Origin of the sequence: Myroides sp. C4067 (assembly GCF_038039665.1) — a bacterium.
Taxonomy (GTDB): domain Bacteria; phylum Bacteroidota; class Bacteroidia; order Flavobacteriales; family Flavobacteriaceae; genus Flavobacterium; species Flavobacterium odoratimimum.
This window is the reverse complement of record NZ_JBBPHJ010000036.1, coordinates 1-26269: the sequence shown is the minus strand read 5'-3', so window position 1 is coordinate 26269 and position 26269 is coordinate 1. Positions and strand designations below refer to the sequence as shown.

29 protein-coding genes and 1 riboswitch are annotated in these 26269 nt (G+C 33.7%); of the genes, 17 read left to right on the top strand and 12 right to left on the bottom strand.

What is annotated here, in order from left to right:
• Positions 1-679 precede the first annotated feature (679 nt).
• Positions 680-2098: an Ig-like domain-containing protein gene (locus tag AABL87_RS16540; RefSeq protein WP_341277622.1), complete on the bottom strand. Its 1419-nt coding sequence runs from the start codon at positions 2096-2098 to the stop codon at positions 680-682.
• Positions 2099-2190: 92 nt separating this feature from the next.
• Complete coding sequence (locus AABL87_RS16535) at positions 2191-3615, bottom strand: glycine-rich domain-containing protein (protein ID WP_341277621.1); 1425 nt, start codon at positions 3613-3615, stop codon at positions 2191-2193.
• 194 nt (positions 3616-3809) lie between these two features.
• Here AABL87_RS16535 and AABL87_RS16530 point away from each other — a divergent pair, with 194 nt between their 5' ends.
• Together AABL87_RS16530 and AABL87_RS16525 are read left to right on the top strand one after the other, a co-directional pair.
• Complete coding sequence (locus tag AABL87_RS16530) at positions 3810-4682, top strand: DMT family transporter (protein ID WP_341277620.1); 873 nt, start codon at positions 3810-3812, stop codon at positions 4680-4682.
• A gap of 67 nt (positions 4683-4749) precedes the next feature.
• Positions 4750-5076, top strand: a complete 327-nt coding sequence (locus tag AABL87_RS16525; protein WP_006266211.1) for a hypothetical protein — start codon at positions 4750-4752, stop codon at positions 5074-5076.
• A 159-nt stretch (positions 5077-5235) separates the two neighbouring features.
• Here the strand turns inward: AABL87_RS16525 and AABL87_RS16520 are convergent, their stop codons facing one another.
• On the bottom strand, positions 5236-5736 hold the full coding sequence (locus tag AABL87_RS16520) for a DUF456 domain-containing protein (protein ID WP_006257566.1): 501 nt from the start codon (positions 5734-5736) through the stop codon (positions 5236-5238).
• A gap of 47 nt (positions 5737-5783) precedes the next feature.
• Here AABL87_RS16520 and AABL87_RS16515 point away from each other — a divergent pair, with 47 nt between their 5' ends.
• Positions 5784-6263: a hypothetical protein gene (locus AABL87_RS16515; RefSeq protein WP_006257567.1), complete on the top strand. Its 480-nt coding sequence runs from the start codon at positions 5784-5786 to the stop codon at positions 6261-6263.
• 27 nt (positions 6264-6290) lie between these two features.
• Here the strand turns inward: AABL87_RS16515 and AABL87_RS16510 are convergent, their stop codons facing one another.
• Complete coding sequence (locus AABL87_RS16510) at positions 6291-7229, bottom strand: lysylphosphatidylglycerol synthase domain-containing protein (protein WP_006257568.1); 939 nt, start codon at positions 7227-7229, stop codon at positions 6291-6293.
• Positions 7230-7399: 170 nt separating this feature from the next.
• Between AABL87_RS16510 and ruvC the strand changes: the two genes are divergently transcribed.
• Genes ruvC through AABL87_RS16480 form a run of 6 tightly spaced genes read left to right on the top strand, consistent with a single transcriptional unit; the run spans position 7400 to position 11172 of the window.
• Positions 7400-7957 (top strand): crossover junction endodeoxyribonuclease RuvC, encoded by a 558-nt coding sequence (gene ruvC, locus AABL87_RS16505; RefSeq protein ID WP_006257569.1) that lies wholly within the window; start codon positions 7400-7402, stop codon positions 7955-7957.
• Complete coding sequence (gene hemW, locus AABL87_RS16500; RefSeq protein WP_341277619.1) at positions 7957-9090, top strand: radical SAM family heme chaperone HemW; 1134 nt, start codon at positions 7957-7959, stop codon at positions 9088-9090. Before ruvC ends, hemW begins: the two co-directional genes overlap by 1 nt.
• Before the next feature lie 4 nt (positions 9091-9094).
• A complete protein-coding gene (locus AABL87_RS16495) occupies positions 9095-9865 on the top strand; it encodes a cyclase family protein (RefSeq protein WP_006257571.1) in 771 nt (256 codons plus the stop codon).
• Between the two features lie 3 nt (positions 9866-9868).
• Positions 9869-10240 (top strand): MmcQ/YjbR family DNA-binding protein, encoded by a 372-nt coding sequence (locus AABL87_RS16490; protein WP_006257572.1) that lies wholly within the window; start codon positions 9869-9871, stop codon positions 10238-10240.
• A 2-nt stretch (positions 10241-10242) separates the two neighbouring features.
• Entirely contained in the window at positions 10243-10605 is a 363-nt protein-coding gene (locus tag AABL87_RS16485; protein ID WP_006257573.1) for an MmcQ/YjbR family DNA-binding protein, read from the top strand.
• 36 nt (positions 10606-10641) lie between these two features.
• The gene (locus AABL87_RS16480) at positions 10642-11172 is read left to right on the top strand and encodes a GNAT family N-acetyltransferase (protein WP_006257574.1); all 531 of its coding nucleotides are present in this window, start codon (positions 10642-10644) and stop codon (positions 11170-11172) included.
• A 153-nt stretch (positions 11173-11325) separates the two neighbouring features.
• Here the strand turns inward: AABL87_RS16480 and AABL87_RS16475 are convergent, their stop codons facing one another.
• The 8 genes from AABL87_RS16475 to AABL87_RS16440 all read right to left on the bottom strand — a co-directional run bounded on the left by AABL87_RS16475 (position 11326) and on the right by AABL87_RS16440 (position 17721).
• Entirely contained in the window at positions 11326-11802 is a 477-nt protein-coding gene (locus tag AABL87_RS16475; RefSeq protein ID WP_006257575.1) for a hypothetical protein, read from the bottom strand.
• A gap of 70 nt (positions 11803-11872) precedes the next feature.
• The gene (locus AABL87_RS16470; protein ID WP_006257576.1) at positions 11873-12664 is read right to left on the bottom strand and encodes an energy transducer TonB; all 792 of its coding nucleotides are present in this window, start codon (positions 12662-12664) and stop codon (positions 11873-11875) included.
• Between the two features lie 78 nt (positions 12665-12742).
• Complete coding sequence (locus AABL87_RS16465; protein WP_341277618.1) at positions 12743-13225, bottom strand: hypothetical protein; 483 nt, start codon at positions 13223-13225, stop codon at positions 12743-12745.
• Positions 13226-13311: 86 nt separating this feature from the next.
• Entirely contained in the window at positions 13312-14112 is an 801-nt protein-coding gene (locus AABL87_RS16460; RefSeq protein ID WP_286400167.1) for a hypothetical protein, read from the bottom strand.
• Positions 14109-15275, bottom strand: a complete 1167-nt coding sequence (locus AABL87_RS16455; RefSeq protein ID WP_286400162.1) for a M56 family metallopeptidase — start codon at positions 15273-15275, stop codon at positions 14109-14111. Before AABL87_RS16455 ends, AABL87_RS16460 begins: the two co-directional genes overlap by 4 nt.
• Positions 15276-15313: 38 nt before the next feature.
• Positions 15314-15682 (bottom strand): BlaI/MecI/CopY family transcriptional regulator, encoded by a 369-nt coding sequence (locus AABL87_RS16450; protein ID WP_006257580.1) that lies wholly within the window; start codon positions 15680-15682, stop codon positions 15314-15316.
• Positions 15679-16104, bottom strand: coding sequence for a hypothetical protein (locus AABL87_RS16445; protein WP_341277617.1), 426 nt, complete (start codon positions 16102-16104; stop codon positions 15679-15681). The genes AABL87_RS16450 and AABL87_RS16445 overlap by 4 nt, the downstream gene beginning before the upstream one ends.
• A gap of 408 nt (positions 16105-16512) precedes the next feature.
• Positions 16513-17721, bottom strand: coding sequence for an outer membrane beta-barrel protein (locus tag AABL87_RS16440; RefSeq protein ID WP_016650067.1), 1209 nt, complete (start codon positions 17719-17721; stop codon positions 16513-16515).
• Positions 17722-17971: 250 nt separating this feature from the next.
• On the opposite strand from AABL87_RS16440, the gene AABL87_RS16435 reads away from it, so the two are divergent.
• The 8 genes from AABL87_RS16435 (at position 17972) to AABL87_RS16400 (ending at position 26227) form a co-directional block, all read left to right on the top strand.
• Positions 17972-18793, top strand: coding sequence for a hypothetical protein (locus tag AABL87_RS16435; RefSeq protein WP_006257583.1), 822 nt, complete (start codon positions 17972-17974; stop codon positions 18791-18793).
• A gap of 76 nt (positions 18794-18869) precedes the next feature.
• Positions 18870-19310 (top strand): MepB family protein, encoded by a 441-nt coding sequence (locus AABL87_RS16430; protein WP_006257584.1) that lies wholly within the window; start codon positions 18870-18872, stop codon positions 19308-19310.
• A gap of 57 nt (positions 19311-19367) precedes the next feature.
• Positions 19368-19548, top strand: a riboswitch (cobalamin riboswitch).
• Between the two features lie 113 nt (positions 19549-19661).
• The gene (locus AABL87_RS16425; RefSeq protein WP_253112292.1) at positions 19662-21731 is read left to right on the top strand and encodes a TonB-dependent receptor; all 2070 of its coding nucleotides are present in this window, start codon (positions 19662-19664) and stop codon (positions 21729-21731) included.
• Positions 21728-22864, top strand: coding sequence for a YncE family protein (locus tag AABL87_RS16420; RefSeq protein ID WP_341277616.1), 1137 nt, complete (start codon positions 21728-21730; stop codon positions 22862-22864). The genes AABL87_RS16425 and AABL87_RS16420 overlap by 4 nt, the downstream gene beginning before the upstream one ends.
• Positions 22865-22878: 14 nt before the next feature.
• Positions 22879-23844, top strand: a complete 966-nt coding sequence (locus AABL87_RS16415) for a PKD domain-containing protein (protein ID WP_341277615.1) — start codon at positions 22879-22881, stop codon at positions 23842-23844.
• 21 nt (positions 23845-23865) lie between these two features.
• Positions 23866-24963, top strand: a complete 1098-nt coding sequence (locus AABL87_RS16410; RefSeq protein ID WP_016650063.1) for a DUF4465 domain-containing protein — start codon at positions 23866-23868, stop codon at positions 24961-24963.
• 53 nt (positions 24964-25016) lie between these two features.
• Positions 25017-25823 carry a DUF4465 domain-containing protein gene (locus tag AABL87_RS16405; protein WP_071307149.1) on the top strand — a complete coding sequence of 269 codons (807 nt, stop codon included), beginning with the start codon at positions 25017-25019 and terminating at the stop codon, positions 25821-25823.
• Between the two features lie 74 nt (positions 25824-25897).
• Positions 25898-26227, top strand: coding sequence for a GNAT family N-acetyltransferase (locus AABL87_RS16400; protein WP_232234347.1), 330 nt, complete (start codon positions 25898-25900; stop codon positions 26225-26227).
• Positions 26228-26269: the final 42 nt, after the last annotated feature.

The following is a 26269-nucleotide window of genomic DNA, read 5'->3' as shown; positions in this document are numbered from 1 at the left end:
CAGGGAACAGACAAACAGGGAACAGACAAACAGGGAACAGACAAACAGGGAACAGGGGAACTGATAAACTGGGAACACCCCATGGGTAGGTAAAAACAATACATTATGTCAACTACAATGTGTTGATATCAGCATTCCTTATCTATACAGGTTGCCTTCATGACGATAGTACAATTCATTTGTGGAGTTAGGGAGATAGTAGGCTTAAGTTGCATTTATTAAGAAACAAAAAAGCCAAAAGGAGGTATCCTTTTGGCTTTTCAAATGTTCAAATAATTAATCTTATCACTTACACTTACTATATGAACATTAGATAACAAACTTACGATAATCAAACGAGTCTAAACTAATAGTACCTCTATCTTTCAGACAATGAAAGATTCTTTTTCACAGCAATAATAATTTTCAAAATGCTAATATAGACATATATTCAAATATATATTAACATTTTAAATAAAAAATAATTATTTATTTAACATTATAAAATAATTAATTCAGTATGAGGTGTTTATGTTTATAATCTGTGATATGCTGTGTGGTTATATATTGTCGGCTGTATGTAATACAGCCCTACGATGGGGTTGAATGGATGTGGTATGCCTACTGTGGTAGTAATTTCACTAAAAAAAGAAAACGTGATATACTCAGTATATCACGCTCTTATCTATTATTAATACATTTATTTTTTCAGCACTAATGTTTCTTTCTTGCTTTCTTTATAATCTTTAAACTTCAAGTCATATTCTATATAAGGATCATGTACTCCTTCTAGTTTAAAGCCGTACTTTCTAGAAGAACTATATCGAGTATCTACTGTTTCGTTATTTTCAAATATTACTTTACCATCTTTACTAAATACACGTACTCGTGTAATCTGAAACCAATTAGGATTATCGTTAACAAAACCAGGAATAATACTATTCTCTTTAATCTCTAGTGTAGCATGACCATGCGCTGCTCCATCAACATAGTTTAATCCACTTACTGTAGTAGAAACTGTTATTTTATCAAAAGGAGCCATAACATTCAGCTCTGTGCTAGCATTAATATTTGGATCTTTTTTACTAGAGGCTGTGATAGTCACAGTTCCTTTTTTATTAGCAAAGGTAGTAACTACACCTTTCTCATCTACTGTAGCGATAGAAGGATTACTAGAAGTAAACACTATCATACCTGGCTCATATCTTGGAGGATCAACTAATAGTTCTAATTCCATTTTATCACCAAAAACAACATCTGCTTTTTTAGGTAATATAATAATCTGCATAATATCTGCCCCTATAACTTCTACCTCAATAGTTTGCTCTTTTCCATTAGGAGACTTTACATTTATAAAAACACTTCCTAATGCTACTGGCTCTGCTAGTCCAGTTGGACTAACCTTAACAATCTTCTCATTAGAACTACTCCATATTAATCCAGTAAGCTCTGCGTCTTGAGGGTATGCAGCTGCTTTTAGCTGTTCTTTTTTATTTAATATTAATACTCCTTCTAACCCAACAATATGCAACTCGCTTATCTCAGCTGGTTTAACAACAACCTTAATAGTAGCTTTGACTTGTTTATTAGTTGCAGCCGCTGTAATGTTCACTTCCCCTTTAGCAAAACCTGTTACTACTCCATCTTTTATTTTAGCAAAGTCATTATTATCCAAGGTCCAAGTCAACTCATCTTTCGCCACATTCTCTAAGGTTAATAATTCGTTTAGATCAATAGTATTTCCTCTGTGAACTTCTACTTTCTCTTGCTTGAAAACGACCTTAACATCTGCGACTATCAGCTTTAGGGTAGCTTTCTTATCACTGTTCTTTACAGATGCGGTAAGTGTAGTCTCTCCTTTAGCTGTTGCTTTAATCGTAGTACCTGATAAATTGACAATCTTATCATTATATCCAGTCCATTGAATAGTCTTAGTATCTACATTCTCTAATATTAATTCATCTAATAAATTAAAACTTTCGTTGACTAAAAGTTGTTTTTCTTTTGTCTTAAATTCTATTTTACTTGGCTTAGTAGGTGTACCTCCGTTATCATCACTAGAAGAGCAATTAAACAGAAATAAAGAACAAGCTACAAATAGTATACTCTTTAATTTCATAATAATAGTGGTGTTTATATTAACTGTAAATTAACATAAAAAACTCAAGACTAAAAAAACATTTTTTAGACATTCATTTAATAAACCACACATTAATCTCCTCCGCCTCCGCAACCTCCACAGCTACTACCACATGAGCTACCGCATGAACTACCAGAGTCGCTACTACAGGTGTTATGAGAGCTACTACTAGAGCTACTAGAGTCTGTACCCCAACTATTGCTAGAATCAAATACATTATTGTGCTTACTATTCGATAATATAACTGTGGTAGTTAGAGCTGCTCCTAGAGCCGCCATACCTCCCTCTACATAAGACCACTGCCAGTTGTTCTCTTTTGCTTTCTTAGGGATAATTCTTGACTGATAATAGGCTAAAACACCTTTTTCGATTAAGCTAGATGATACTGCACTTATAGTAGCGATGGTAGTTACAACCATCACGATAGTCAATATAGAAATAAGAAACACAGGTTTATCTCTACTAATACCAATAACTATACGCATAAATGCTAAAAAAGACATACCACCTAATGTAACAAGTAGTTGAATAATCAATTGGTTAATTTTATTTGAGTTACGGATATAACTAAACAGTGCATCTATAACAATCTTGTTATTCATAAAGACGGGTTTAGTCTTCAGCATATTCACTAAATCCTCATAATCTCTTATATCTGTTTCTTCTATACCTTTTAGTACAGCAGCCTGTTCACGGTTTTTCACAATACGACTCTGTATCAATCTAATTCTACCTTTAGGTTCTAGCTTTAAATTCTTCTGTTCTATCAATTCGTGAAATGTTCCTATCACACCTTCACTAACTCCTCTATTCTTTAGATACAACACTTCATACGGATGTAGATTAAAGATAAATGACTCGTAACTACTATCTGTAATAATCTCTTGAATCCTAGTCTTACTATGGCGAACCATAAATATATATAACCCAATAAAGATAATTATACAAAATGGTAAGAATACTTCACTACTAATCTCTCGATAAATAGCGCGCAAAGGATAAAATAAAATAATAGAGAGTGCTATAACAAGTACTAATGATATCCCTAATAGTCCATTATCACTTAGCTTAGATTTCTTTAATCGAAGGCTGTCATACATCGTGCGATACTCCCATATCTCTTTAGGTTGTTCTCCGAATGCTTTAGTATAGAGGGTGGTGGTCTGTTCTTTTGCTTCTCTAAATTTGTCTATCTCTGTACGGTTATGTGTAGAAGGGATATGCTGTATATCCTTTCCTAACAGCTTACAGAAGCGATTATAGCTCTGTGTGAAGATAAGGTGCTGATGCCATACGATATCGACAATATCTGATGGGGAGACCATCTGATTAGAAGTGGCAGCGAGATACATAAACTTCTTGTATTCTAGTATAGCTGATTCTGTAAAATGCTTAGTCCATAAGTTCTCTTTCGCTAAGCGCAATACGAATCCATACTCATCTGTCCATTTATCTAGTTGGAACGCTTCTATCTTTGCCCAAAGTTCTTTATTCATTCTCTTCTCGAGTTTAAGTAATATAGAGTTGGGGGCTTCTATATGTGTTATCAGAACTAAATGTAAGAAGAAAAAGTTAAACCCCTTTCTCTAATCACAACAATCTAACTCATATTCTAATGACCTTTGTTAAAAAACAGAGAAACTAGCAAAAGAAAAGTGTTACTTTGCAGCTATTAAAAAAAAGACCCATTATGGCTAATAAACCACGTATAGCATTGTTTATCGGAATAATATGTATCTCTATATTCCCTGTGATTGTGAAGTTAAACTTGACTCCGAGTCTGGTATCTGCCTTCTATCGTATGGCTATAGCTGCAGTATTCGTAGTGCCTTATGCTATCTTTACGAAACAGATCAAGCTATATGATGCTAAGACAATGATCTTAATCGTGCTATGTGGAATATTCTTCGGATCTGATATCGCTGTATGGAACTATGCGATACAAGGGTCTTCTGCTACACAGGCTACATTACTGACTAACCTCGCTCCTGTATGGGTAGGTATAGGTAGTTATTTATTCTTAAGTACTAAGCCTACGTCTAACTTCTGGATAGGAACGGTATTCGCTATTCTAGGGATGGTAGTTCTTATCGGAGTAGAAGTGTTCATGGATTTCTCTTTTGACCTGCCTTTTGCCTTCGGGATATTGTCAGGGATATTGTATGCATGCTATATCTTGATGAGTAAAAAGGTGCTATCTACAGTAGGAGTTATCCCATTTATGACGTATAGCTTACTGGTCTCTTCTGTGTTCTTAGCGATAGTGAATCTAATAGCAGGTTCGCCTTTTACGGGATGGTCTACAGAGGGATGGGTGACGCTAGTGATACAAGGGATTATCTGTCAATTATTAGCTTGGTTATTAATCAGCTACTCTACTCAGCATATGCGAGCTACTCGTGTATCGCTAAGCCTTCTTAGTCAAGCACTGCTAGCGGCTATACTAGCTTGGGTATTCTTAGACGAGCAAATCACTGTACAGATGATGATAGGAGGTGCTGTTATCTTATTAGGTATCGGAATTACTTTTATAGAAAAACCGTTATTAGGAAGTAAAAAATAAAAGATAGTCTATATTTAGAACACTTATTTTTTTATATTTCAACTAGTTAACTATTAAAAAAAACATTATGAAAGTTGATTTATACACTAAAGCTATACTTACAGTAATAGCTGCATGCCTAGTGGTGATAGTATTTAAAGATATTTCTATCATCACTCCTGCACAAGCGAATACTCCTGCTAACTTCACTCCTAATGCTAATACAAGCTATGGATTAGTGCCTCTAAATGCAGATGGCAGTATGAATGTACGTGTCAATAACTTCGACGAGTACGCAAATGATGTAAATGTCCGTTTTAACGATGAGCTAAAAGTGCGTATCACTAATTCTGAAATCAAGACTCAAGTATCAAGTGCATGGAGAGAAACATTCAAAGTAAAAATAGAACAGTAGTACTAAGTTCAAATACTTAGTAGTAGACGCAATGTGTTGCTATATACGTTTAGCATGTCACCTTGACGGTAGGAAAGATCTCATACAAGAATTCTTATAGTATGGGATGCTTCCTTCGTCAGTATAACATTGCTTTTGGATAAATAATTGACCACTATCTTAGAACCACACTGAGGCGTTGTTCCAAATAATCTTTATCCCTAAACCTATAAAGATGATAGAGACTACTACTTTCATAAAAGTAGAAACTAAAAAGCCGATTAGTGAGCCTGTAGCTGCTCTTAATGCTCTTCCTTTTTCTTTGCTATTATAGATCAACTCTCCTACTAAAGCTCCGACAAATGGCCCTATGATAAACCCTAATGGAATAGGTGCAAATATCCCGACTACTAGTCCGATATTGGTTCCCCATACGCCGTACTTACTCCCTCCAAATTTCTTAGTGCCTTGTGCAGGAATGATATAATCTAAAATGGAAATCGCTATCATCACCACAAAGCTAACCCACAGAATAGGATGATCCATCTCTACTCCCTTAGTCAAATATAGACATAGAATGCCTACCCAACTCAAAGGTAATCCTGGGAGCGCAGGTAGCACACTTCCGATAAGTCCTCCTGCTAATAATAAGATACTGATTAATAATAGTACATATTCCATCTGTATTTTTTGTATTTTTGAGAATTAAAGATACAATAATCCAAGCTATGAAAAAATTACTCTTTTCAATTTTCTTATCGATAGTATTACTAGGTTGTCAGAATAAAGCGAATTATCAACTAGACGAAGAGGCTTTATTAAAAGAGGAATTAGAGAAGATAGACTGGAGTAAGGTAGATACTTATCCGTCTGTAGAATCATGTGATTCTCTAACAGATAACCAAGCTAAAAAGGATTGTTTCTTTTCATATGTTACCCAAAATCTACAGTTAAGATTAAATGCAGATACTATTCAAGGCAACTTCGATCAACTAGACACACTCAAAATACTGGTGACTGTACAAGCAAATTCTAAAATAGACTTTCAGCTATACGAGATTCCTGATAGCCTAAAAGGATTGACTAAAACAATAGATGATATCTTACACAAACAAAGTCAAGATTTCACTACAGTACATCCTGCTCTAAAAAGAGGTGTTCCTGTGAAGAGTCAATTCGTGGTTCCTGTTGTCTTGAGTAAGCAGTAATATGTACTGTATCTCTGCTGTTGTTATCTATTTTTTTACTTTAAATGTCAATACAAAGTAACTTCCGATACTGATCGGCAACACAATATTCAGTAACCATATCAAGGTAGCAACTAAAGCAACAACCCACTGATTAACATCTAAAGCAGTGAAGATAAACATGGCAATACTCCCTTTAACAGCAAACTCTAAAAACTGAAAGTTAGGCAATGAAGAGGCCATCAGATAAATAGCAGATACTGCACATAAGAGTTCAAAATAAGGTATATCTACACCAAATAGATAGTACAAAATCACATACTGATGGGTAAACGATGCATAGCGAAGTAGGGCTAAGAATAGATTCTTGCGGTGTTTATTCTTTGGTATCTCATTTAATAAATTGAGAATAGTCTGTATAGAATAGCCTTTTATAGCGAAGTTTCTGATAGAGAATAACAACGTAAATACAACTGCTATCACAGCGTATACAATGTACAGATACGTATTGGGGATAATCTCATGGAACTGATTCAGAATAGTCAACCCAATCAACCCAAAAACAATAGCGTAGATCACCTGCACCCCGTTACACACCATATTCAAGAATATAACACGAGGGGCATCTTTCTTCTCAAAATAAAGTGCCTTACCAGCGTACTCTCCTATTCCATTTGGGGTAAATATTCCAAGTGTCAAAGCACTCAATACTTGCTTAGCCGCTTGTCCTACTGAGACTGGTTTGATTAACGAAGATAGACTCTGCCACTTCAGAATCTCTACAAAGCGGTTAGAGAATGTCAAGAACATCAACGCAGCAATAGCAAGGTAATTCTTAGGATCACTCACTACTTCTCCTAAAATATGGAAGTCCAGTGTCTCATCATTTGACAGCTGATTATAGATGTAATAAAAAGCAGCGCTTACTACTAATATTTTAATTAGAAGTACGAGATATTGCTTAGTTTTGTCAGATAGTATCTTCATTGCTACAAAGTAAACGATATTTTTAGTGTGATAGTGTATCTAGTGCAAAAAAGTGACTACAGCTCTTATACAAAAGCTATGTTGCTAAGGTTTATAGCAAAACTGAACAGTTTTTTGGAGTAGTGTGGATTTCGTATCATCTTTGCATAGATATTAAAAACAAGAATAGATTGACAGTAGATAGAATCATATTAGGTATAGACCCTGGAACAACGATCATGGGATTCGGCGTAATCAAGGTGGTGAATAAAAAGATGGAATTCCTTCAACTGAATGAATTGCTATTAGCTAAGTATGAGGATAGATATACTCGTCTAAGATTGATATTTGATAGAACTATTGAATTAATTGAAACTTTTCACCCTGATGAGATTGCTATCGAAGCTCCGTTCTTAGGTAAGAACCCTCAATCTATGCTAAAGCTAGGACGTGCTCAAGGGGTAGCAATGGCTGCAGCACTGTCTCGCGATATCCCTGTGACAGAGTATGAACCTAAAAAAATAAAGATGGCAATCACAGGTAGTGGTAATGCAAGTAAAGAACAAGTGGCAAAGATGCTACAACAACTATTACCTGGACTAAAAGAACTACCTAATAATCTAGATAGTACGGATGGACTAGCAGCGGCTGTCTGTCACTTCTTTAACAGTGGGCGAACATTGGCTACTAAAAGTTATAGTGGCTGGGATGCATTCGTAAAACAAAACCAAGATAGAGTAAAGAAATAATGGCAGGTATCTATATACATATTCCGTTCTGTAAACAAGCGTGTCACTACTGTGACTTTCACTTCTCTACTTCATTAAAGAAGAAAGAGGAAATGCTAGCAGGTCTAAAACATGAGATGGCACTGCGCCAAACTGAACTAGATGGTGAAATCATTGAGACAATATATTTCGGTGGTGGTACGCCTAGTATTTTGGAGGTAGATGAGATTAATGACCTAATACAGACAGTCTATAATTTATTTGAGGTTAATGAGAATCCTGAAATCACATTAGAGGCGAATCCTGATGATCTAGATAAAGCGACCTTATACAAATTAGCAGAATCTAGAGTGAACCGATTAAGTATCGGTATTCAGTCTTTCTATGAAGATGATCTGAAGATGATGAATAGGGCTCATAATTCTACTGAAGCTATCGAATGTCTAGAGATAGCTACAAGTCTCTTTGACAATATCTCAATAGACCTAATATACGGTATTCCGAATATGAGCAATGAACGATGGTTATCTAATGTACAGCGTATCTTAGACCTTGGTATTCCACATATATCGTGCTATGCGCTAACTGTAGAGGAGCGTACAGCATTAAATAAGCTAATCAAAAAAGGGGTTATCCCTAGTCCTGAAGAAGAAGTGGCTCATCAACATTTTATGCTGTTAATAGAGACTCTAAAATCAAATGGGTATATCCACTATGAACTGTCTAACTTCGCTAAATCGGGTTATTATTCTAAGAATAACTCAGCGTATTGGTTAGGTAAAAAGTACTTAGGTATAGGTCCTTCAGCACATAGCTTTGATGGAGTACACAGAAGTTGGAATATAGCGAATAACAGCCTTTATATCAAAGATATTTCGGAAGATAAACTACCTAGAGAAATAGAAGAGCTCAACCTAACGGATCGATATAATGAATATATCATGACTGGACTGAGAACGATATGGGGAGTAGATCTGACTCGTGTAGAAAGAGAGTTCGGTAAGACTTATCACGATTATTTAGTCAAACTTAGCGCCTCTTTCTTAGAAGAGGAACTCATGCATAAAGAAGGTGATATCCTTACAATCACAAATAAAGGAAAATTCTTAAGTGATGGTATTGCATCTGATTTATTTTATTTAGATTTGAAATAAAACAATGAAAGCAACGATAACCTATTCAGATACAGACTATCAAATCGACTTCTCTAAGCCGATAGATATCTCTATCCCACTTATCAATACTGACGATAACCCTATCGCATGGTATCTAGATAAGCCTGAGATATCTCCTGTAGTCGTAGAAGACTGGATAGGAAAAGTAAGCGAAGGAAAGTCTTCGACTAACTTTAATAATATCGCCTTCAACCCTCATGGGCATGGGACTCATACAGAATGTCTAGGACATATCACGTATGACTTCTACAATGTCAATGAGAGCTTAAAAGAATATTTCTTCTTTGCTCAACTTGTGACTATCTCTCCAGAAGTACAACAAGATGGAGACTGTGTAATCACATTAGCACAGGTAAAAAAGGTATGGACTGCTAATCATCAAAAAGCGATTATCATACGTACTACGCCTAATGAGCTAAACAAAAAACATAGAAAATACTCTCATACTAATCCTCCTTACTTATGTGCTGAGGCTGCGACCTTCTTAAGAGAGCAAGGTATAAATCATCTACTTATAGATCTGCCAAGTGTAGACAGAGAAGAAGATGGCGGGCAACTACTCGCTCATAAGGCATTCTGGAATGTAACAGATACGCATCATCTGAACGATGATGCAAGACTAGAATCTACCATTACAGAAATGATATATGTGAATGATGAGGTAAAGGATGGGTTCTATTTTCTGAATATACAACTAGCTTCTTTTGTCAATGATGCTAGTCCTAGTAAACCTGTATTATATAAAATCATATAAACTATGGAACTAGATGAATTATACGACTATTGTTCTTCTAGACCTTACGCTACAAGTGGTTTCCCATTTGACGAAAACTTAATGACATTCCAAGTTGGCGGGAAGATATTTGCTATGATTGCCATGCACTTTTGGGAGCAAGGTAATCGTAATATTATCCTCAAATGTGAACCTCAACTTGCGACTGAATTAAGGGAAGAATATGAAGATATTACTTATGGATATACCATGAACAAGAAACACTGGAATACGGTATATCTCAGAGGTAGATTTACACCTGATCAGATCAAAGAATGGATAGACCACTCTTATGATCTAGTCTACGATACTCTATCTCGAAAAGAACTAATACAACTCGGTAAAACACCACTATAACTATGGATGTACACATACTCTATGACTACTGCCTAAATAAAAAAGGGACAGTAGAAGACTTCCCTTTTGATAAAGAAACCCTGACATTCAAGGTGGGAGGTAAAATATACTTACTCCTAAACCTAACGAAATGGGAACAAGGGAACTGCTTTATCAATCTGAAGTGTGATCCTGAACGTGCGGAAGAATTACGTGCTGATTATAGTGAAATCACACCTGGATATCACATGAGCAAAAAACACTGGAACAGTGTACACTTAGGAGGTTCTGTACAGTGGCCTCTATTAAAAGAATTAATAGATCATTCGTATGATTTAGTATTCAACAGCTTAACTAAAAAAGTACGTGAAGAGATTAACCTATAGTATTACTCTTCTACAAACAATAAAATAAATAAAACAATGAAAGTATTTATAGAAACAGAAAGACTACTGATTCGTCAATATAAAGAAAGTGATCTAGCTGACTTTATAGCAATGAATCAGAATGATCAAGTAATGGAATTCTTCTTAGACAAGAAAACAGCTGAGGAATCTACACAGGCATATAACAATATGAAGAGTAAAATAGATACTCAAGGATATGCATTCTTCGCAGTAGAGGAGAAAAGCAGTGGAAGCTTTATTGGGTTTGTCGGGTTACTAGATATTACCTTTAATGTAGACTTCGCTCCAGGAGTAGAGATAGGATGGCGTATGCTACCACAGTTCTGGGGTAAAGGATATGCTACGGAGGCTGCTAAAGCATGTCTAGTATTTGGTAAAGAAACTTTAGGATTAGATAAGATCTATTCATTCACTACGACACAGAATAAGCGTTCGTATAATGTAATGGAGAAAATAGGAATGTCTTATGTAAAGAACTTTAATCATCCTCTTGTTCCTAAAGACCATCCTCTAGTAGAGCATGTCTTATATGAGATCAACTTATAGAAATCGTAGCGAAGTAATCTTCTATTAAATAACTCTGTAGTAAGTCCATAAATTCGTATCAAATTATGAACTTACTACAGAGTTATTATTACACCAATAAAAAATCAATAGGTTTACATTCTTCAGAGATATAGCTTTATACTAACAGATCGTTTACTCTTTATTTTTTTCTAACAACTTATTTAAATCTGCAGGAGTCATAATAAAGTCACTTTGCTTAATAACGAAAGGGATTGTTACTTGAGATTTGACATGCTTTCCTTCTTTTACCTTAGGATTCCAAGTTCCTACACTCATCGCAATCGTCTTCATTCTTTCCTTGACATTGCTATTATCTACACCAAGAACGATGACTTCATTCACCTCTCCTGTATCAGTCAATAACAAACTAAGAACAAACTTAAATTCTGCTCCATTAAATACAATCTTACCACTCTCCTTAAAGAATGCCCTTAAGAAGTCTTCTTTAAAATCTCCTTGATACGTAGCTATCGTATCTTGAGGTGTTGTAACAACTTCTGTTGTGTGTTTATTCTTTGACTTTTTATTTTTTCTCTGAGCTACACTATACTGCGTACCTAATACAAACAAGGTAAAAACAAACACTAGTCTTAAGATTCTATGTATCATTCTGTTTTCTTTTTTAGCAAGTTCAAGATAAACAAAAAAAGAGACCGATATGCCCTCTTCTTTGATTTCGTTATACTTCTAATATGGATACATTATTGGTAAATGTAAAGTTCATCTTACTACGAATCGGTTTACCATCATACATAGCTGGGAACCATCTGGTCATCTTTCCTACTATATTCATAAACTCCTCTGACACTCCCTGCTGATGTCTATCATTATCAACTCCTTTAACTTGTGGGCTAGTCATTGTTCCGTCTTTCTCAATAGTCACCGTAATTGTATATTTCAGTCTATCCCCAACAAAATTAGCTTCTCCATTAGGGCCTCTTTTCTTATTATACTCTTTCCAAAAAGCGTCTATACCACCTGGATAAGTCGCCATCTGATATAAGCTATCCTCTTTCTTTGCATAATATACTGGCTTACTATTACCAGATTTGACATCTGATAAATTAATATAAAAAGGTACTGAATATCGTGATGCTATTGCTGTTTTACCCTCTGTAGCAGGCTTCCACTTCTTTAGAGACTTCACTGTACGGACAACTTCCTCTGATATAGATGAGTCTGTAATACCTGGCACAGTAATATTATCTACTTGTCCTGACTCTGTTACTGTAAAATTAATAGTAAAACTAAGTTCTGTCTCTTCTGTCTCTATCTCTTGGTTATTCTTATAAAAGGCTTTTACAAAATCATTCATAAAATGACCTGGATACTTAGCGTGCTTTTTATCTGTCAGAACAGATACTTCATTCGATAGATTATTTGCTACCACTTTATGCATCCCTCCTCCTAACCAAAATAAGGTAGTAGATACAAGTGTTAGTATTACTTTAGTTGTCGTTGTATTGAACATTATATTGTGCCTTTTATTAACAGCTAACTAAGATATCTCTTATAACTATAACAAAAAAGTCCCTACATCACATTGACACTAAATTTCATTAACATCTGCTAATAATATAATCGGCAATGTATACTGTGAAGTAATCTTCTCTCCTTTATAAGAAGCTGGAATCCACGTATCTGCTGTTATCGTATAAATGATCTCTTTTAGCTTATCGTTCTCTTCTGATGTAAAGTTACTGCGCAATACACTGACTCCATTAATAGAGCCGTCTTTCTCAATAGTTAATTCAAAAACAAGGCTAATATTATTACTCACCTTCTTATTGGGAAAAGCTTGATAGAAGTGCTTAGAAAAGTTTATAGATAATTGATCAGCACTCACACGAGAAGAAGCAGGTTTAAACTGCTTATTATGCGTGAATTCAACAGTATCAGTATTGGACCTAGCACAGATCAAGGCAGACTTAGGTGTATGCTCATGGATAACAACTCTATCTTGTGCAAATGAGTCCATAACTAAGGTAACGATAAAAATAGTGAAGAGGTACTTAAAATAATTAGTTCTCATTTTTTGTTTTAAAAATACAAATTATTCAAGTGCTACTATAAAAAAACCTGTCTTTTAACGACAGGTTCTATATGAATTTATTCTAATTACGAAGAGAGTACAAAAGGTAATACCTCCTTATTCAGATCATATTCATCTTCTAATAGCTCTTTCAGTTTATCACTCTGAAGCATCTGTATAAATAGAGCCCCCTGAGCACGAAGCAATCTTTCTTCTTTATCAATACCAAGGTTTAACTTATAAATACCCCTTATTGAATCTATAAAGTAATTATATACATCATACTGTTCATTTCTAAGATTCTTCATAATAGCATTGAAAGCAAAAGCTTCTACAAAGGGCATACGTATAGCTTCAGTATTTTTAATACTATTTAGTCCTACACATATCCTCGCCGTGTACTCTCCCTTCGGAGTAATATTCTCTATACTAAAGAACTTAACTGCAACATTAAGTACTTCATCCATAGAGATCGTATCTTTTTTACTATTCTTTTTTATCACTTGAGAGCTATACTTCTCTACTAACGGGCTAAAAATAGTATCCGACACCATCATAGATAAAAAGCCATCTTGTGACAAAGTAATCTCTTTATTCGAGGCAAATGTATTCTTCTCTAAAGACTCTGAAAAATTCACTACTAGATAATCCCAAAACAAACGATGCTTATTAATATACTCGGCTCCCTTCACAGTAGAGTCTACTTCTTTTATAGTTTTATGAAGACGTATCTCGCCTGACGAAAGCTCAACTTTCTCAAGTGCAAGAAAGTTACTGTAATCCTCTAATATCTCTTGTCCCATACTTGTTAGTACACCTCCTAATAAAGTCACTACGCAAGTAACATATAGCTTAAATGATAATAATACTGTTGTTATTGGTCTCATGGTGTTGCTCTTTTAAAAGTTATTGGTAAAGTAAACACTGTGCTTACTACTTCTCCATTCTTCTGTGCAGGAAGCCATTTTGGCATCGTCCTTAAGGTCTTTACGATCTCTTCTCCTACTCCTAGCGGATCTCTTAAAACCACTATATTCTCTAATGTCCCATCCGTTTCTACTGTAAACTGTATTACTACTTTAGCTTCGTTCTCTTCTGAATAGGGATATGGATCTGTAAAATTTAGAAGAAAGTCATTAATAAACTTATTCATTCCTCCTGGATATTGAGCTCGCGTATCTGTCGCTTGGAATGGTCTACTACTTGTATCTGACGTCACTTTCTGATTAGTTGGCTTGGCTTGAATAGCAAGTGTACCCACTAATAAAAAAAGAATACAAGACAAACTGATCCCTACTCTATTTCTCCATGGACTATTGTTTTTTGTAATCATGATGAATCGCTTCTTTGTCAAGTTAAAGTTAAAAGAGCTCGTTACTTGTAACTCATGCTGTTTATAAGTCTGAGCTAATAATAACTGTAAATATGCTCCCGCTTCTTCTTGTGAAGAAACGCTCGAGTCATCTGCTAAAAACTCATGGTTTAACGCTATACAAGTCTTATAATAATAGAATATTGGGTGAAACCAAAAGAGCACTTTTAGCATCTCTATCAAGATAATATCTAAGCTATGTCTCTGCTGTACGTGTACTATCTCATGTTGCAATATTTTATTGTCTTCTGACACTTCTTCTGTAATAGGAAAGTATACTGTATTTCCAAACGAGAAGGCATTTGTGATTTGACTAGATAAAACTATCGCTACATCATTGAACTCTATACTAGTTCCTTCTTGTTTTAACCTTCTAATTTTGATAGTTTCGACAACTAACTTAGATAGTGAGAATACTATACCTATCAGATATAACACCCCTATTCCATAAGACCAATCTATAGTAGAACTAACCATCACCTCCTGTTTAGGAGTTTCCATAATGACGTCGTTTAACTCTTCTAAAGTTTGATTCCATGATACCATCTCCACATCTGTAGAAACAGTAATAAATGGTAAGAACAGTCCTATAAGCAATGTCCCTAGTAGGTAATATCTCTTAAAGTGATGTGCTTTACTATTCTCTAATACTAGCTTATATATCACTAGTGAAGCCATGAGAATGAGTGTGATTTTGGATAGGTATAATAACATAGTTATTTCGTTTTTAACTGTTCATCTACTATTTTTTTTAATTCTTCTAATTCATGTTTACTCATCTTACTTTTTCTAGTAAAAAAAGAAGCAAAACGCAAAGCAGAGTTATCAAAGAAGTTCTCTACCATGACGTTAAGATGTTTTTCAAAGTAATCGTCCTTCGCTATTAAAGGGTAGTACTCTCTAGAGTTACCATAAAGTTTATAATCAATAAACCCTTTGTCAACTAATCTTTTTAATAACGTTGCCACTGTTGTTTGAGCAGGTTTAGGCTCTGGATACTTTTCCATAATATCCTTTGTAAATGCCTTCTCCATATCCCAAATATATTCCATTAGTTGTTCTTCTGTTTGTGGTAGTTTTATCATTCTCGTACAGTTGTAATATGTTCTAATATTCCTTTTTTATAATGCTTTACTTGTATTAATCTCCCTTTTATATCATAGATAAACCAAGATCCTGTATAGTAATAATGCAAACCTTTATTAGTCTTGACCAATACCGTTTTACCGATTGCTTCTACCTTATGATTAGGGTGATAAAAAGTAGTGTGAGCTATAGAATCTCGTATCACTTCTTTTTTATACAGCTTTCCATCTCGCTTATACCTCCAGGTTCCTTTCTGAAAACCCTCATTGTCGTATTTCCCACGTTGTACCTCCTGCTTTCCCTCGACTGTACTTTTAAACACCCAACGTCCTACCTTCTCTCCTTCAACCTTCTGATTAATCTTACAAGAACTGAAAGATACAATTATTACAAGACTAAAAATGAATACACTATACTTCATAACACTGATATTTGTAGATGTTGTTCTACAAATATAGAATACTTGCTTAGAAAAACAAATATTCACATCATTATTTTTAAAATAAGTACATAAAAGATCTATTTCTTATTAGTGTTTATTTCTAAACTAATGATCGTTTTCATTTGATTTGCTAGGGGATTGCTTGAGGGTTTCTTGCACCTTTCTTCGACAAAAGTACCTTCTGGGCAAGAAAACCCCTAGGAATCTCCTAGGAATCCCCAAGAAAGTGCAAGCTGAGCGTACATATCTATTAGATAGATGCTGATGGTATCACACTAAGAGAACTCCATTACACTCTAATGTACAAAGTCTTTTTAATTGAACTAGAGGTATAAATAAAAAATGAACCATCATAAGATGGTTCATTTCATTATATATCAACATTTTTTAAAAAAAAGAATATCCCAAAATAAATGACATATTGCCATAAGATGAATCCCAGTATGAATAATCTTTCAATACAGCTCTTTTTGTACTAATTCTATACTCTACACTAAATCTATCATACTTATAACCAATACCGAATACTGCATTATTAGCAGATTTAACATCCAGACTTTTATATGCTTCTGTATTAGCCTTACTAAACTTAATATTTGTACTAGAAGCAAAATTAAACTGATAAGAAGCATTAATAAATATTCTTGACTTATCATTAATAAAGAAATAATATCTAACTCCAAAAGGTAGTTCAAAAGAATTATAATTCATTTTAATCTCTACTTCACCCTTTTCCTTAAAATTCACATTCTTAAAGGTAGGTTCAACTATTAAGCTCCATTTTTTATTATTAAATGGAAGCGTATACTCTAATTCTACACCGACTCCAAAACCAACTTTACTTCCTAAATCATAACTTTCATTACTAACACTATTATCAAAATCAAAAGAAGAAATAGATACCTGTGGACGCAAACTTAAATGAAGATTATTATCTTCTTTCTTCTTCTCAAACAATTGTATCTCATCTCCTTCACAATTATTATATTCCTGAAAGTACTTCGTTAATGGTTTAATTTTATACTCTAAATATTTAATTCTCTTCTTTAAGTCAGTATTACAACTAACGTCCATCCATAACTGACGTTTATAACTATCATTAGTAGCAATATTTCCATTTTCTTTACTCACCTTACTATTTTCCTTAATATACTTCTTATATACTAATGGAATAATCTCTTTATCCTCTTTTTGATAAAAGAATTTACTCTGATTATTATAGTATGTATACAATTTTGCCTTACCATCTACTAATAATTTTAAGAAGACCATTTCTTCCTTGTAGATTGGTAAAGAATCACTAGTCATATTTTGAAGTTTATCACTTGAAATATCAACGTTAACTTTATGTCTTTCATATTTACTCTTATTCAGAATAGAGAACTCTTGAGCATCCCCTAAAAGAATATTCTCACTTTTAGCATTCTCATCTGCTTTATATAGAAAACTAGTAGGATTATTCATCCAATCAATATTTTTGATCAATCCTTCTACCCGATTACCATTATTATCAACATAATAACCTGGCTCAAACTTAATCTGAGCAAACCCCACTAAAGAAGTAGCTAAAAACAGAAAAACAAATAGTTTACGCATAACTCAATACTTAATAAATTGTTAAACAACTCTAAAAGTAATCAAAAAAAATAATTACTTATAAATATTTTCAAACAAAAACATAGACTTCTTTACATTGTCAAATAATAACAGTAGTAATTTCCATAAGATTAGTAAGTTTACTCATTGTTTCTATTCATAAATTAAAAAAGTCGAGAGGATATCATATTAACTATAAGTGTAATCAAACAAAAGTATATCTTTAAGACTTACTAAACACTTACAAATTATGATTAGAAATATTACTTTTTTCACTTATTTATTAGTTGCAATAAGCATAAGTAGTTGCTCCTCAGACAATACAACTGAAAACAACAAAACAATCACTGTATTAGAATCTTACAAAAAAATTACAACAGAAAACAACAATATTTTAATCTCCGAAATAACTTTTGAATACAATAAAAATGGTAATGTAATAAAACATTATACTGTAGATTATTTTAAGAAGAAAGGATATGAAAAGTTATTCTATCTAAATAAGTCAGAAACAAACTATACTTATAATACCTCTAACAAGCTTCTTCATTTAATAGAAAAAGATTCATTAGGAAAAATCAAAGAAGATGATGCTTTAGTATACAATGACAAAGGAATCTTAACTAAAGTACTTTCGAATAAGTATAGCAACTCTAACTATGAATACAAAACGAACAGTAATAATCAAATTTACTATGTATATCCTATAGCTTCAGAAAATAAAAGTAATATAGAATACTTATATGATACAAAAGGCAATGTAACCAGTGTCAAATTAGAGGGTTCTACTCTACCAAGAGAAGAATTTACATATGATGAAGCATATAATCCCTTTAAGGATATGCCTTTAAACTTATCAGTATTAGAATATCGTACTGCATTTTCTCCTATTAGATATAACTATACCCCTTCTAACAATATAAAGACATATAAAGGTGTTTTCTATCCCATAGAGACCAAGGAATATCAATATAATAAAGATAATTATCCAACATATACTAAGAAAATAAATCACAATGAATATATAACTGAAGAGTTTTTTAACTATAAAGCACTTACAGTAGAAAAATAATATGAAATAAAAGAGTTTAAATTTTCTAATGCCAATCATTTATAAACATAATAAAACGATAGATAAATATCATTAAATGCTACCTCATTACTATATAGAACAACTAAATAAAATATTAGGAAACTGTATATCTACTAGTATCTCAGATATACAGTGGGGTATAGAGAAAAATGATTATAACGCTTGTACTTTTACTCTAAATGATAAGAAATTTATATATAGAGAAGCTAAAGTAACACCTAAAAAGGTAGGTTATTTCGTAGCCATTTGGCAACGTGATTATGAAGGGAAGACTATTCCTTATCATATTAAAGATGATTTTGACTATTTTATTATATCTACTCAACAAGGGTACTTTCTATACCCCAAAGAAGAATTAGCTAAACTTAATATCATCTCTACCGAACAAAAAGAAGGCAAAAGAGGAATGCGTGTCTATCCTAATCTAGAGGCTGAAATGAATAAGCAAGCTTTAAAGACTTATCAATCTCACTTGCCTTTTTGGAATAATTTTTAAAGATTCTATAATAAAATACCATTAACAGAATAAATACTTTCCATTAAGCTTTTTTTATATATTTGTAATCAGACTGGTTATCACTGTGATATGAAAAAGGGAATTAGGTGAAAATCCTAAACAGACCCGCTGCTGTAAGCTCATAAATAATAACGAATCTAGTTATCCACTGTCGCATAGATGGGAAGGATATTCGTTATGAGTAAGTCAGAATACCTGCCATTCTAAAATAAGTTTTGATGTTTTCGGGGGATGAAACATAAGGCGTTCTATGATATAGTCATTGGCAACAATGATTTTGACGCATTTATATCTACTCCAAATGTCAAAATCAACTAGCCAAAAACTAATATGACAAAAACAAAATTACTAGTACTAACCACTGTGTTATGTATGGCGAATACTGCTATATATGCGCAGACACCTAAAGACAGTATCACTGCTCTAAATGAGATCGTGATACAAAAAGAAGTCTTTCGAGATCTTATACCTGTACAGACACTAGACGGAGCTAAACTTCAACGCCTTAATAGTTATAGCGTAGCTGATGCTCTACGATACTTCGCAGGAGTGAAGATCAAAGATTATGGTGGTATGGGAGGGCTAAAGACTGTAGACGTTCGTAATATGGGTACTCATCACGTAGGAGTATTTTATAACGGGGTACAAGTAGGCAATGCGCAGAATGGAATCGTAGACTTAGGTAAGTTCTCTTTAGATAATATTGAGACTGTAAAACTATATAATGGTCAGCGCAGTGCCATCTTCCAATCTGCTAAAGAGTTTGCGTCTGCTTCTACTGTATATCTACAAACTAAAAAACCTGTCTTCCAAGAAGGAAAGGACATAAATATATCAGCTAAATACAAGGCTGGTTCTATCCAATTAGTCAACCCTTCTGTACGCACAGATATCAAAGTAAATAACAATATTAGCACCTCTATCAGTGCTGAATACATCTATTCTAATGGTGATTATAAATTCAGACAGAAACGCCATAATATAGATGGTTCTGTAGCTTATGATACTATTGGGCATAGACAGAATAGTGATATAGAGGCGTATCGAATAGAGAATACATGGTTTGGCAAAACAGATAAAGATACTTGGCAAGCTAATTTATATTACTATCAGTCAGACAGAGGGTTACCTGGTGCTGTTATTAAGAAAAGTGATGTTACTCTTGAAACAGAGAATATCAATGAACGTCAACAAGACAAAAACTTCATGGCACAAGGAGAATGGACTAGGTTTGTTTCAGACAGATATCAATTCCAACTCAAAGGGAAATATGCTTATGATGAAATGCATTACTTATCGCGTAAGACGGTAGGCTTCGAAGGAGAAGAGGTAACTTATAATCCACAATTTGACAATACTTATTTTCAACAAGAATATTATCTATCTGCAGCACACCTATACAAGCTTACAGATATATGGGATGTGTCCTTATCTACAGATTTACAATACAATAAACTAAACGCTACACGTAAAGGTCAAGGAACTCCGTTCTCTTATCCAGAACGCTATACATTCTTGACTTCACTTGCTACTTCTGTAAATCTAGGTAAAGTAAAGGCTCAGGCTAATATACTAGGAACATTTACAAAAGAGAAAGTACGTTATAACTTTGAGGCACCTGATCGTCAGTTTTGGGCACCTTCTGTGTTCCTAAGCTATAAACCATGGGATAATGAGAACTTAGTCATTCATTCATTCTATAAGTATATTTATAGACTACCTACATTTAATGACCTTTATTATACCCAATTAGGTACAGCTAACTTAAAGCCTGAAGCATCTAGACAGGTTAACTTAGGTTTTACTTATAACAAACAGTTTCAACAGTCTCTTTTTGAAGAAGTACATCTGTCTGTTGAATCTTATTACGCTAATATTACAGATAAGATTATCGCTACTCCTACTTCTAGTATGATGAGATGGATGATGACTAATCTAGGTAAAGTAGAGAACTACGGAATAGAAACTAACTTAGGTACTACTCTAAAAATCATGGAGGACTTAAAGTTAGGAGTAAATCTAACTTATGAATATACGGTTGCCAAAGACAAAAGCAAGACACTATATGGGACGCCTTCTTATTACGGAGATCAGATACCTTATGCTCCTTGGCATTCAGGGTCATCTATTGTTAGTCTAGATTATAAAGATTGGGGGCTTAACTATAGCTTTATTTATGTAGGAGAACGCTATAATGGAAACAAAAACAATATCAAGCGAAATGAAATACAGCCTTGGTATACGCATGATATCTCCTTACTTAAAAGCTTTAAATGGCGACAATACCACTTTAAAGCAAGCATAGAGGCAAACAATATTGCTAATCAATATTATGAAGTTGTGAGTAACTTCCCAATGCCTGGACGTAACTTCCGTTTCACTTTAAGTTTTGACCTATGAAATTAAATAAAATAATATTCCTTGCTTTAGCATTACTAACATTAGTAAGTTGTCGCAAAGATGAGATGATATTCTTATCCGATAGTTCACAAGTATCTATTCCTGTTTCCACTAATAAATTCAGTGGTTTTTACCTGCTTAATGAAGGTAATATGGGAATGAACAGAGCGTCTATAGACTTATTTGAATATCACAACGGAACGTATACTAGAGATATCTTCTCAGAAAGAAATCCAAACATTACTAAAGAACTAGGTGATGTAGGTAATGATATCAAGATATATGGTACTAAAGCTTATGCTACTATTAACGTATCAAACTTCATAGAAGTATTTGATGTAGAAACAGGCAAACATATTAAGCAAATACATGTACCTAACTGTCGTTATTTAGCTTTTAAAGATGGTAAGGCGTACGTTAGCTCTTATGCAGGAAAAGTAGAGATTAATCCAAATGCAGAACGTGGTTTTGTAGCGGAGATAGATACCTTATCCTTAGAAGTAACTAGACGAGTAACGGTAGGTTATCAACCTGAAGAAATGGTCATTAAAGGAAATAAACTATATGTGGCTAACTCTGGAGGATACCGTGTTCCTAATTATGATACTACAGTATCAGTGATAGACATTCCTTCATTTACAGAAACCAAAAAGATAGATGTAGCCATCAACTTACATCGTATGCAAATTGATAAAGCTGGAGACATCTATGTTTCTTCACGAGGTGATTATTACAGTATAGAGCCTAACTTATATGTAATAGACTCTAACACTGATCAAGTGAAGCAGAAGCTTGACATCCCTGTATCTAATATGACTATGGATGATAACAAGCTATACTACTACGCTACTTCTTATAAGCATAACACAGGAGGTAATAATGTGTCGTATGGTATTCTTAATACATTGACAAAACAAGTTATTAATGATAACATCATCACTGATGGCACAGAAAAACAAATACAGATACCTTATGGAATAGCAGTCAATCCTGAAACCAAAGAAATCTTCATGACGGACGCACAGGATTATATAGGTACAGGATTTGTTTATTGTTTTTCTCCTGAAGGAAAACTTAAATGGAAGACAACTGGAGGTAATATACCAGCTCATATAGCATTCATTAAAAAATAAACCAATAATTAAATATGAAAACAAAAAGATTAAAACTAAGCCTAATAGCTACTCTATGCTTATCAGCTATTACTTTTTATAGCTGTTCGAGTGATGATAACACTCAAGAAGAAGAATTTGTTGACTCTATATCATATAACTATAGTGACGTAACTAAGGTATTAGACTTTCTGCCAGCTCCAGGTCAATTTGTAAATGACTTACCTAAATATGAAAAAGGAGATACCCAAGAAATAATGAATCAGAAAGCATTGAAAGCTATTTCTGGAGATAAACTATCTATGGTATCTCTTGGAGGTTTTGGAGGATATATTGTAATGGGGTTTGACCATACCATACCTAATAAGGATGGCAGAAGAGACTTTGTTGTATTAGGTAATGCTTTTAAGAACAGTTCAGAGCCAGGTATTATCATGGTTGCTTATGATAAGAATAAAAATGGTAAACCTGATGAAGACGAGTGGTATGAAATAGCTGGTAGTGAATACAAGAATCCTAAAACTATTCACGACTATGAAATAACATTTCACAAGCCTTCTCCTGAGTTAGATGCTAAAAAGGGAGATTTTGACGAATATATTTACTTTGAAACTAATCAAGACCAAAAAGGTTATAAACCTAAAAACCAATTCCATGACCAAAGTTACTATCCTCTTTGGATAACCGATAAAAAGATTACATTCAAAGGATCTAGACTACCAAATAATGCTTCTGACACTAGTGGAAAAGGTACTTACTGGGTTTTACCAGAATATGAATATGGTTACGTAGACAACCAAGTTAATAGCCATATAGATGCAGCCATCGATATTAATTGGGCTGTTGATAAAAAAGGTAACAAAGTAAAGCTTCCTGGAGTAGATTTCATTAAAGTATACACTGCTATGGATCAAGAGGCTGGTTGGTTAGGCGAAACTTCTACAGAAGTAGCAGGAGTAATTGACTTACATAAAGCCAAACTAAACGTTCCTACTAGATAAAATATTTAACCATTACAAATTATGAAAAAACACTTTACTAAGTTAAGTTCTATACTATTTTTAGGACTAACTTTACTAACAGCATCTACATTTACGAGCTGTTCTAATGATGATAATGCTCCTTATGTAATACCTACGTTTAATGGAACAGTTGAATCTGTAACTTTCGATGAAGTTACCATAGATCCACAACTGAACATTGCTAATGCTGTCTACAGATGGAAAGACAACGCTTCAGGAACTATTCTATCCAATGAACAGGTATTAAAGTACACATACAATACACCTGGAACTAGAGATCTAGTTTTAATAGTAGAACAAGGAAATTCTCATCGTTATTATACCTATAAAGTTGATGTAGCTAAAAGTTATAATTATAACTATGTTACACTTGACCTTTCTACTTTCAATCTAGCTGATGGTCAAGCTACTACAGGAGGTAAAATCTGGAAAGACACTTATACAGAAGATGCTGAACTAAAAAGTGATATTTTCAATTTTAAACATATTGCATATACTGACTATAACACATGGATGGGGTTCACTGTGTCTAATAGTACAGATAATAGCAATCAATACAAAGGTGATGGTTGGTTAGATAATCAGTGGGGAACAATGCCTCAAGGAGGAAGCGCAGGTAAAGGCTCTCCTTTTTTGGTATCTTTTGCTGATCACAAACCCCACCCAACTCTTCTAGATCCAAATAAACCATTTGCTATTGATAGATTCTCATCTGTGATAACTATCGAAGATAACAACAATTCATACAGAGCTATAAGTGCTAACTTCGCAATAAGTCCTTGGCCATACTATGGAATTTTAGAAGGGGATGATTATGCTAATAAATTTAAAAAAGGAGACTACTTCGCTATTCATATTTATGGAGTTAGTAAAGATAAAAAACTTACTACTGCTAAACCTGTGACTCATTATTTCGTTGATTTTAGAGAAGGTATAAATGAAATAAATAAAAATTGGAATAAAGTAGACCTATCTTCATTAGGAGAAGTTAAGTACTTAGTATTTTTCTTAGAAACTACTGATGTAGGACAGTGGGGAGCTAATACGGCATTATATTTTACTATGGACAACCTAACAGTCGATAAAATAGACAAATAATTAACTAAAGAACAACTACTAGAATAGTTCTTTAAATCTTTAAATAAAAAACTATGAAAAAACATTTCTTAAGGTTAAGCACCTCTTTAATATTAGGGCTTACACTTCTTACTGCTACTACATTTACTAGTTGCTCTAGTGATGATAATAGCATACCATTAAGAGAAAGAGAATCATTAAATCTTTCTTCAGTTCCTTTAACGCTAGATACAAAAGATGGCAAAATATGGAGAGAAACATTTGAAAACACACCTCTAGTTGTTTCTCCTTATACATTCAGTCATAAAGTAAATGATTTTAGTGGTGTTAAATATTGGAATGGCTTTACTGTATCCAACAGTACAGATAAAGAGGATCATAATGACAACTTTCCTACTTACATGTATGGTACAATGGCTGATAACACTACACCATTCTTAGTTGCTAACACTTCAGGAGTTCCATCAGACCTAAAGAAAGGGGATATTATAGATACTGATAAAGCATTAACAGTAGTTACTCTTAAAGAGAGCTACTCTGTAGAATCAATAGAATTAGCATTAAGCCCATACACATATCACTCAACTCAAAGAGGAGATGCTTTTGCAAAGAAGTTTGTAAAAGGAGATTTCTTTAAAGTACTTGTTTATGGACTAGATAGTAATAAAGCTATTGCTACAGAACCAATAGAACACTTCCTGATTGATTATAGAAAAGAAGTTGACAAAGTAAATATGGACTGGCAAAAAGTAAATTTAGAAAAACTAACTAATATAAAATACCTGGTGTTTTATATAGATTCATCTGATAAAGGAGAATGGGGAGTTAACACACCTGCATACTTTACAGCTAAAAATCTTACAGTTTATAAAACCAATTAAACATCATTAAAAGGACTATGTACAATAGTCCTTTTTTATACCTTGTTCTATCCTTTAGATTAACACACCTAATAATGAACATCCAGATAATACAGTCACTAACTATGACTACAGATATAGAACAATTACTTACAGAATACAATAGAGCTATACAAGCAGATTTAAGGCCATTAGACAACTCCATCAGCATAAGTCCTAACTCAAGTACAGATAACGTCTCTAATGAAGCGTTACTATATATAGCTAAAGTGAATGGTACACTAGCAGGCTGTATCGCCATGCACAGACTTACTGATACGACATGTGAGATTACTAATCTATATATACGCCCACAGCATCAAGGGCTTGGTCTAGGAAATAAACTATGCCAGCAGATCATACAACATATAGAGGATCAACGTTAAAAGTTGGGGAGGAAAGTGTAAAATAATATCTTTGTGCTATGA

Bases quoted from the DNA above. Each gene is read 5' to 3' on its own strand.
- AABL87_RS16540 (WP_341277622.1), bottom strand. From the start codon at position 2,098: ATGAAATTAAAGAGTATACTATTTGTAGCTTGTTCTTTATTTCTGTTT.
- AABL87_RS16535 (WP_341277621.1), bottom strand. From the start codon at position 3,615: ATGAATAAAGAACTTTGGGCAAAGATAGAAGCGTTCCAACTAGATAAA.
- AABL87_RS16530 (WP_341277620.1), top strand. From the start codon at position 3,810: ATGGCTAATAAACCACGTATAGCATTGTTTATCGGAATAATATGTATC.
- AABL87_RS16525 (WP_006266211.1), top strand. From the start codon at position 4,750: ATGAAAGTTGATTTATACACTAAAGCTATACTTACAGTAATAGCTGCA.
- AABL87_RS16520 (WP_006257566.1), bottom strand. From the start codon at position 5,736: ATGGAATATGTACTATTATTAATCAGTATCTTATTATTAGCAGGAGGA.
- AABL87_RS16515 (WP_006257567.1), top strand. From the start codon at position 5,784: ATGAAAAAATTACTCTTTTCAATTTTCTTATCGATAGTATTACTAGGT.
- AABL87_RS16510 (WP_006257568.1), bottom strand. From the start codon at position 7,229: ATGAAGATACTATCTGACAAAACTAAGCAATATCTCGTACTTCTAATT.
- hemW (WP_341277619.1), top strand. From the start codon at position 7,957: ATGGCAGGTATCTATATACATATTCCGTTCTGTAAACAAGCGTGTCAC.
- AABL87_RS16495 (WP_006257571.1), top strand. From the start codon at position 9,095: ATGAAAGCAACGATAACCTATTCAGATACAGACTATCAAATCGACTTC.
- AABL87_RS16490 (WP_006257572.1), top strand. From the start codon at position 9,869: ATGGAACTAGATGAATTATACGACTATTGTTCTTCTAGACCTTACGCT.
- AABL87_RS16485 (WP_006257573.1), top strand. From the start codon at position 10,243: ATGGATGTACACATACTCTATGACTACTGCCTAAATAAAAAAGGGACA.
- AABL87_RS16480 (WP_006257574.1), top strand. From the start codon at position 10,642: ATGAAAGTATTTATAGAAACAGAAAGACTACTGATTCGTCAATATAAA.
- AABL87_RS16475 (WP_006257575.1), bottom strand. From the start codon at position 11,802: ATGATACATAGAATCTTAAGACTAGTGTTTGTTTTTACCTTGTTTGTA.
- AABL87_RS16470 (WP_006257576.1), bottom strand. From the start codon at position 12,664: ATGTTCAATACAACGACAACTAAAGTAATACTAACACTTGTATCTACT.
- AABL87_RS16465 (WP_341277618.1), bottom strand. From the start codon at position 13,225: ATGAGAACTAATTATTTTAAGTACCTCTTCACTATTTTTATCGTTACC.
- AABL87_RS16460 (WP_286400167.1), bottom strand. From the start codon at position 14,112: ATGAGACCAATAACAACAGTATTATTATCATTTAAGCTATATGTTACT.
- AABL87_RS16455 (WP_286400162.1), bottom strand. From the start codon at position 15,275: ATGGCTTCACTAGTGATATATAAGCTAGTATTAGAGAATAGTAAAGCA.
- AABL87_RS16450 (WP_006257580.1), bottom strand. From the start codon at position 15,682: ATGATAAAACTACCACAAACAGAAGAACAACTAATGGAATATATTTGG.
- AABL87_RS16445 (WP_341277617.1), bottom strand. From the start codon at position 16,104: ATGAAGTATAGTGTATTCATTTTTAGTCTTGTAATAATTGTATCTTTC.
- AABL87_RS16440 (WP_016650067.1), bottom strand. From the start codon at position 17,721: ATGCGTAAACTATTTGTTTTTCTGTTTTTAGCTACTTCTTTAGTGGGG.
- AABL87_RS16435 (WP_006257583.1), top strand. From the start codon at position 17,972: ATGATTAGAAATATTACTTTTTTCACTTATTTATTAGTTGCAATAAGC.
- AABL87_RS16430 (WP_006257584.1), top strand. From the start codon at position 18,870: ATGCTACCTCATTACTATATAGAACAACTAAATAAAATATTAGGAAAC.
- AABL87_RS16425 (WP_253112292.1), top strand. From the start codon at position 19,662: ATGACAAAAACAAAATTACTAGTACTAACCACTGTGTTATGTATGGCG.
- AABL87_RS16420 (WP_341277616.1), top strand. From the start codon at position 21,728: ATGAAATTAAATAAAATAATATTCCTTGCTTTAGCATTACTAACATTA.
- AABL87_RS16415 (WP_341277615.1), top strand. From the start codon at position 22,879: ATGAAAACAAAAAGATTAAAACTAAGCCTAATAGCTACTCTATGCTTA.
- AABL87_RS16410 (WP_016650063.1), top strand. From the start codon at position 23,866: ATGAAAAAACACTTTACTAAGTTAAGTTCTATACTATTTTTAGGACTA.
- AABL87_RS16405 (WP_071307149.1), top strand. From the start codon at position 25,017: ATGAAAAAACATTTCTTAAGGTTAAGCACCTCTTTAATATTAGGGCTT.
- AABL87_RS16400 (WP_232234347.1), top strand. From the start codon at position 25,898: ATGAACATCCAGATAATACAGTCACTAACTATGACTACAGATATAGAA.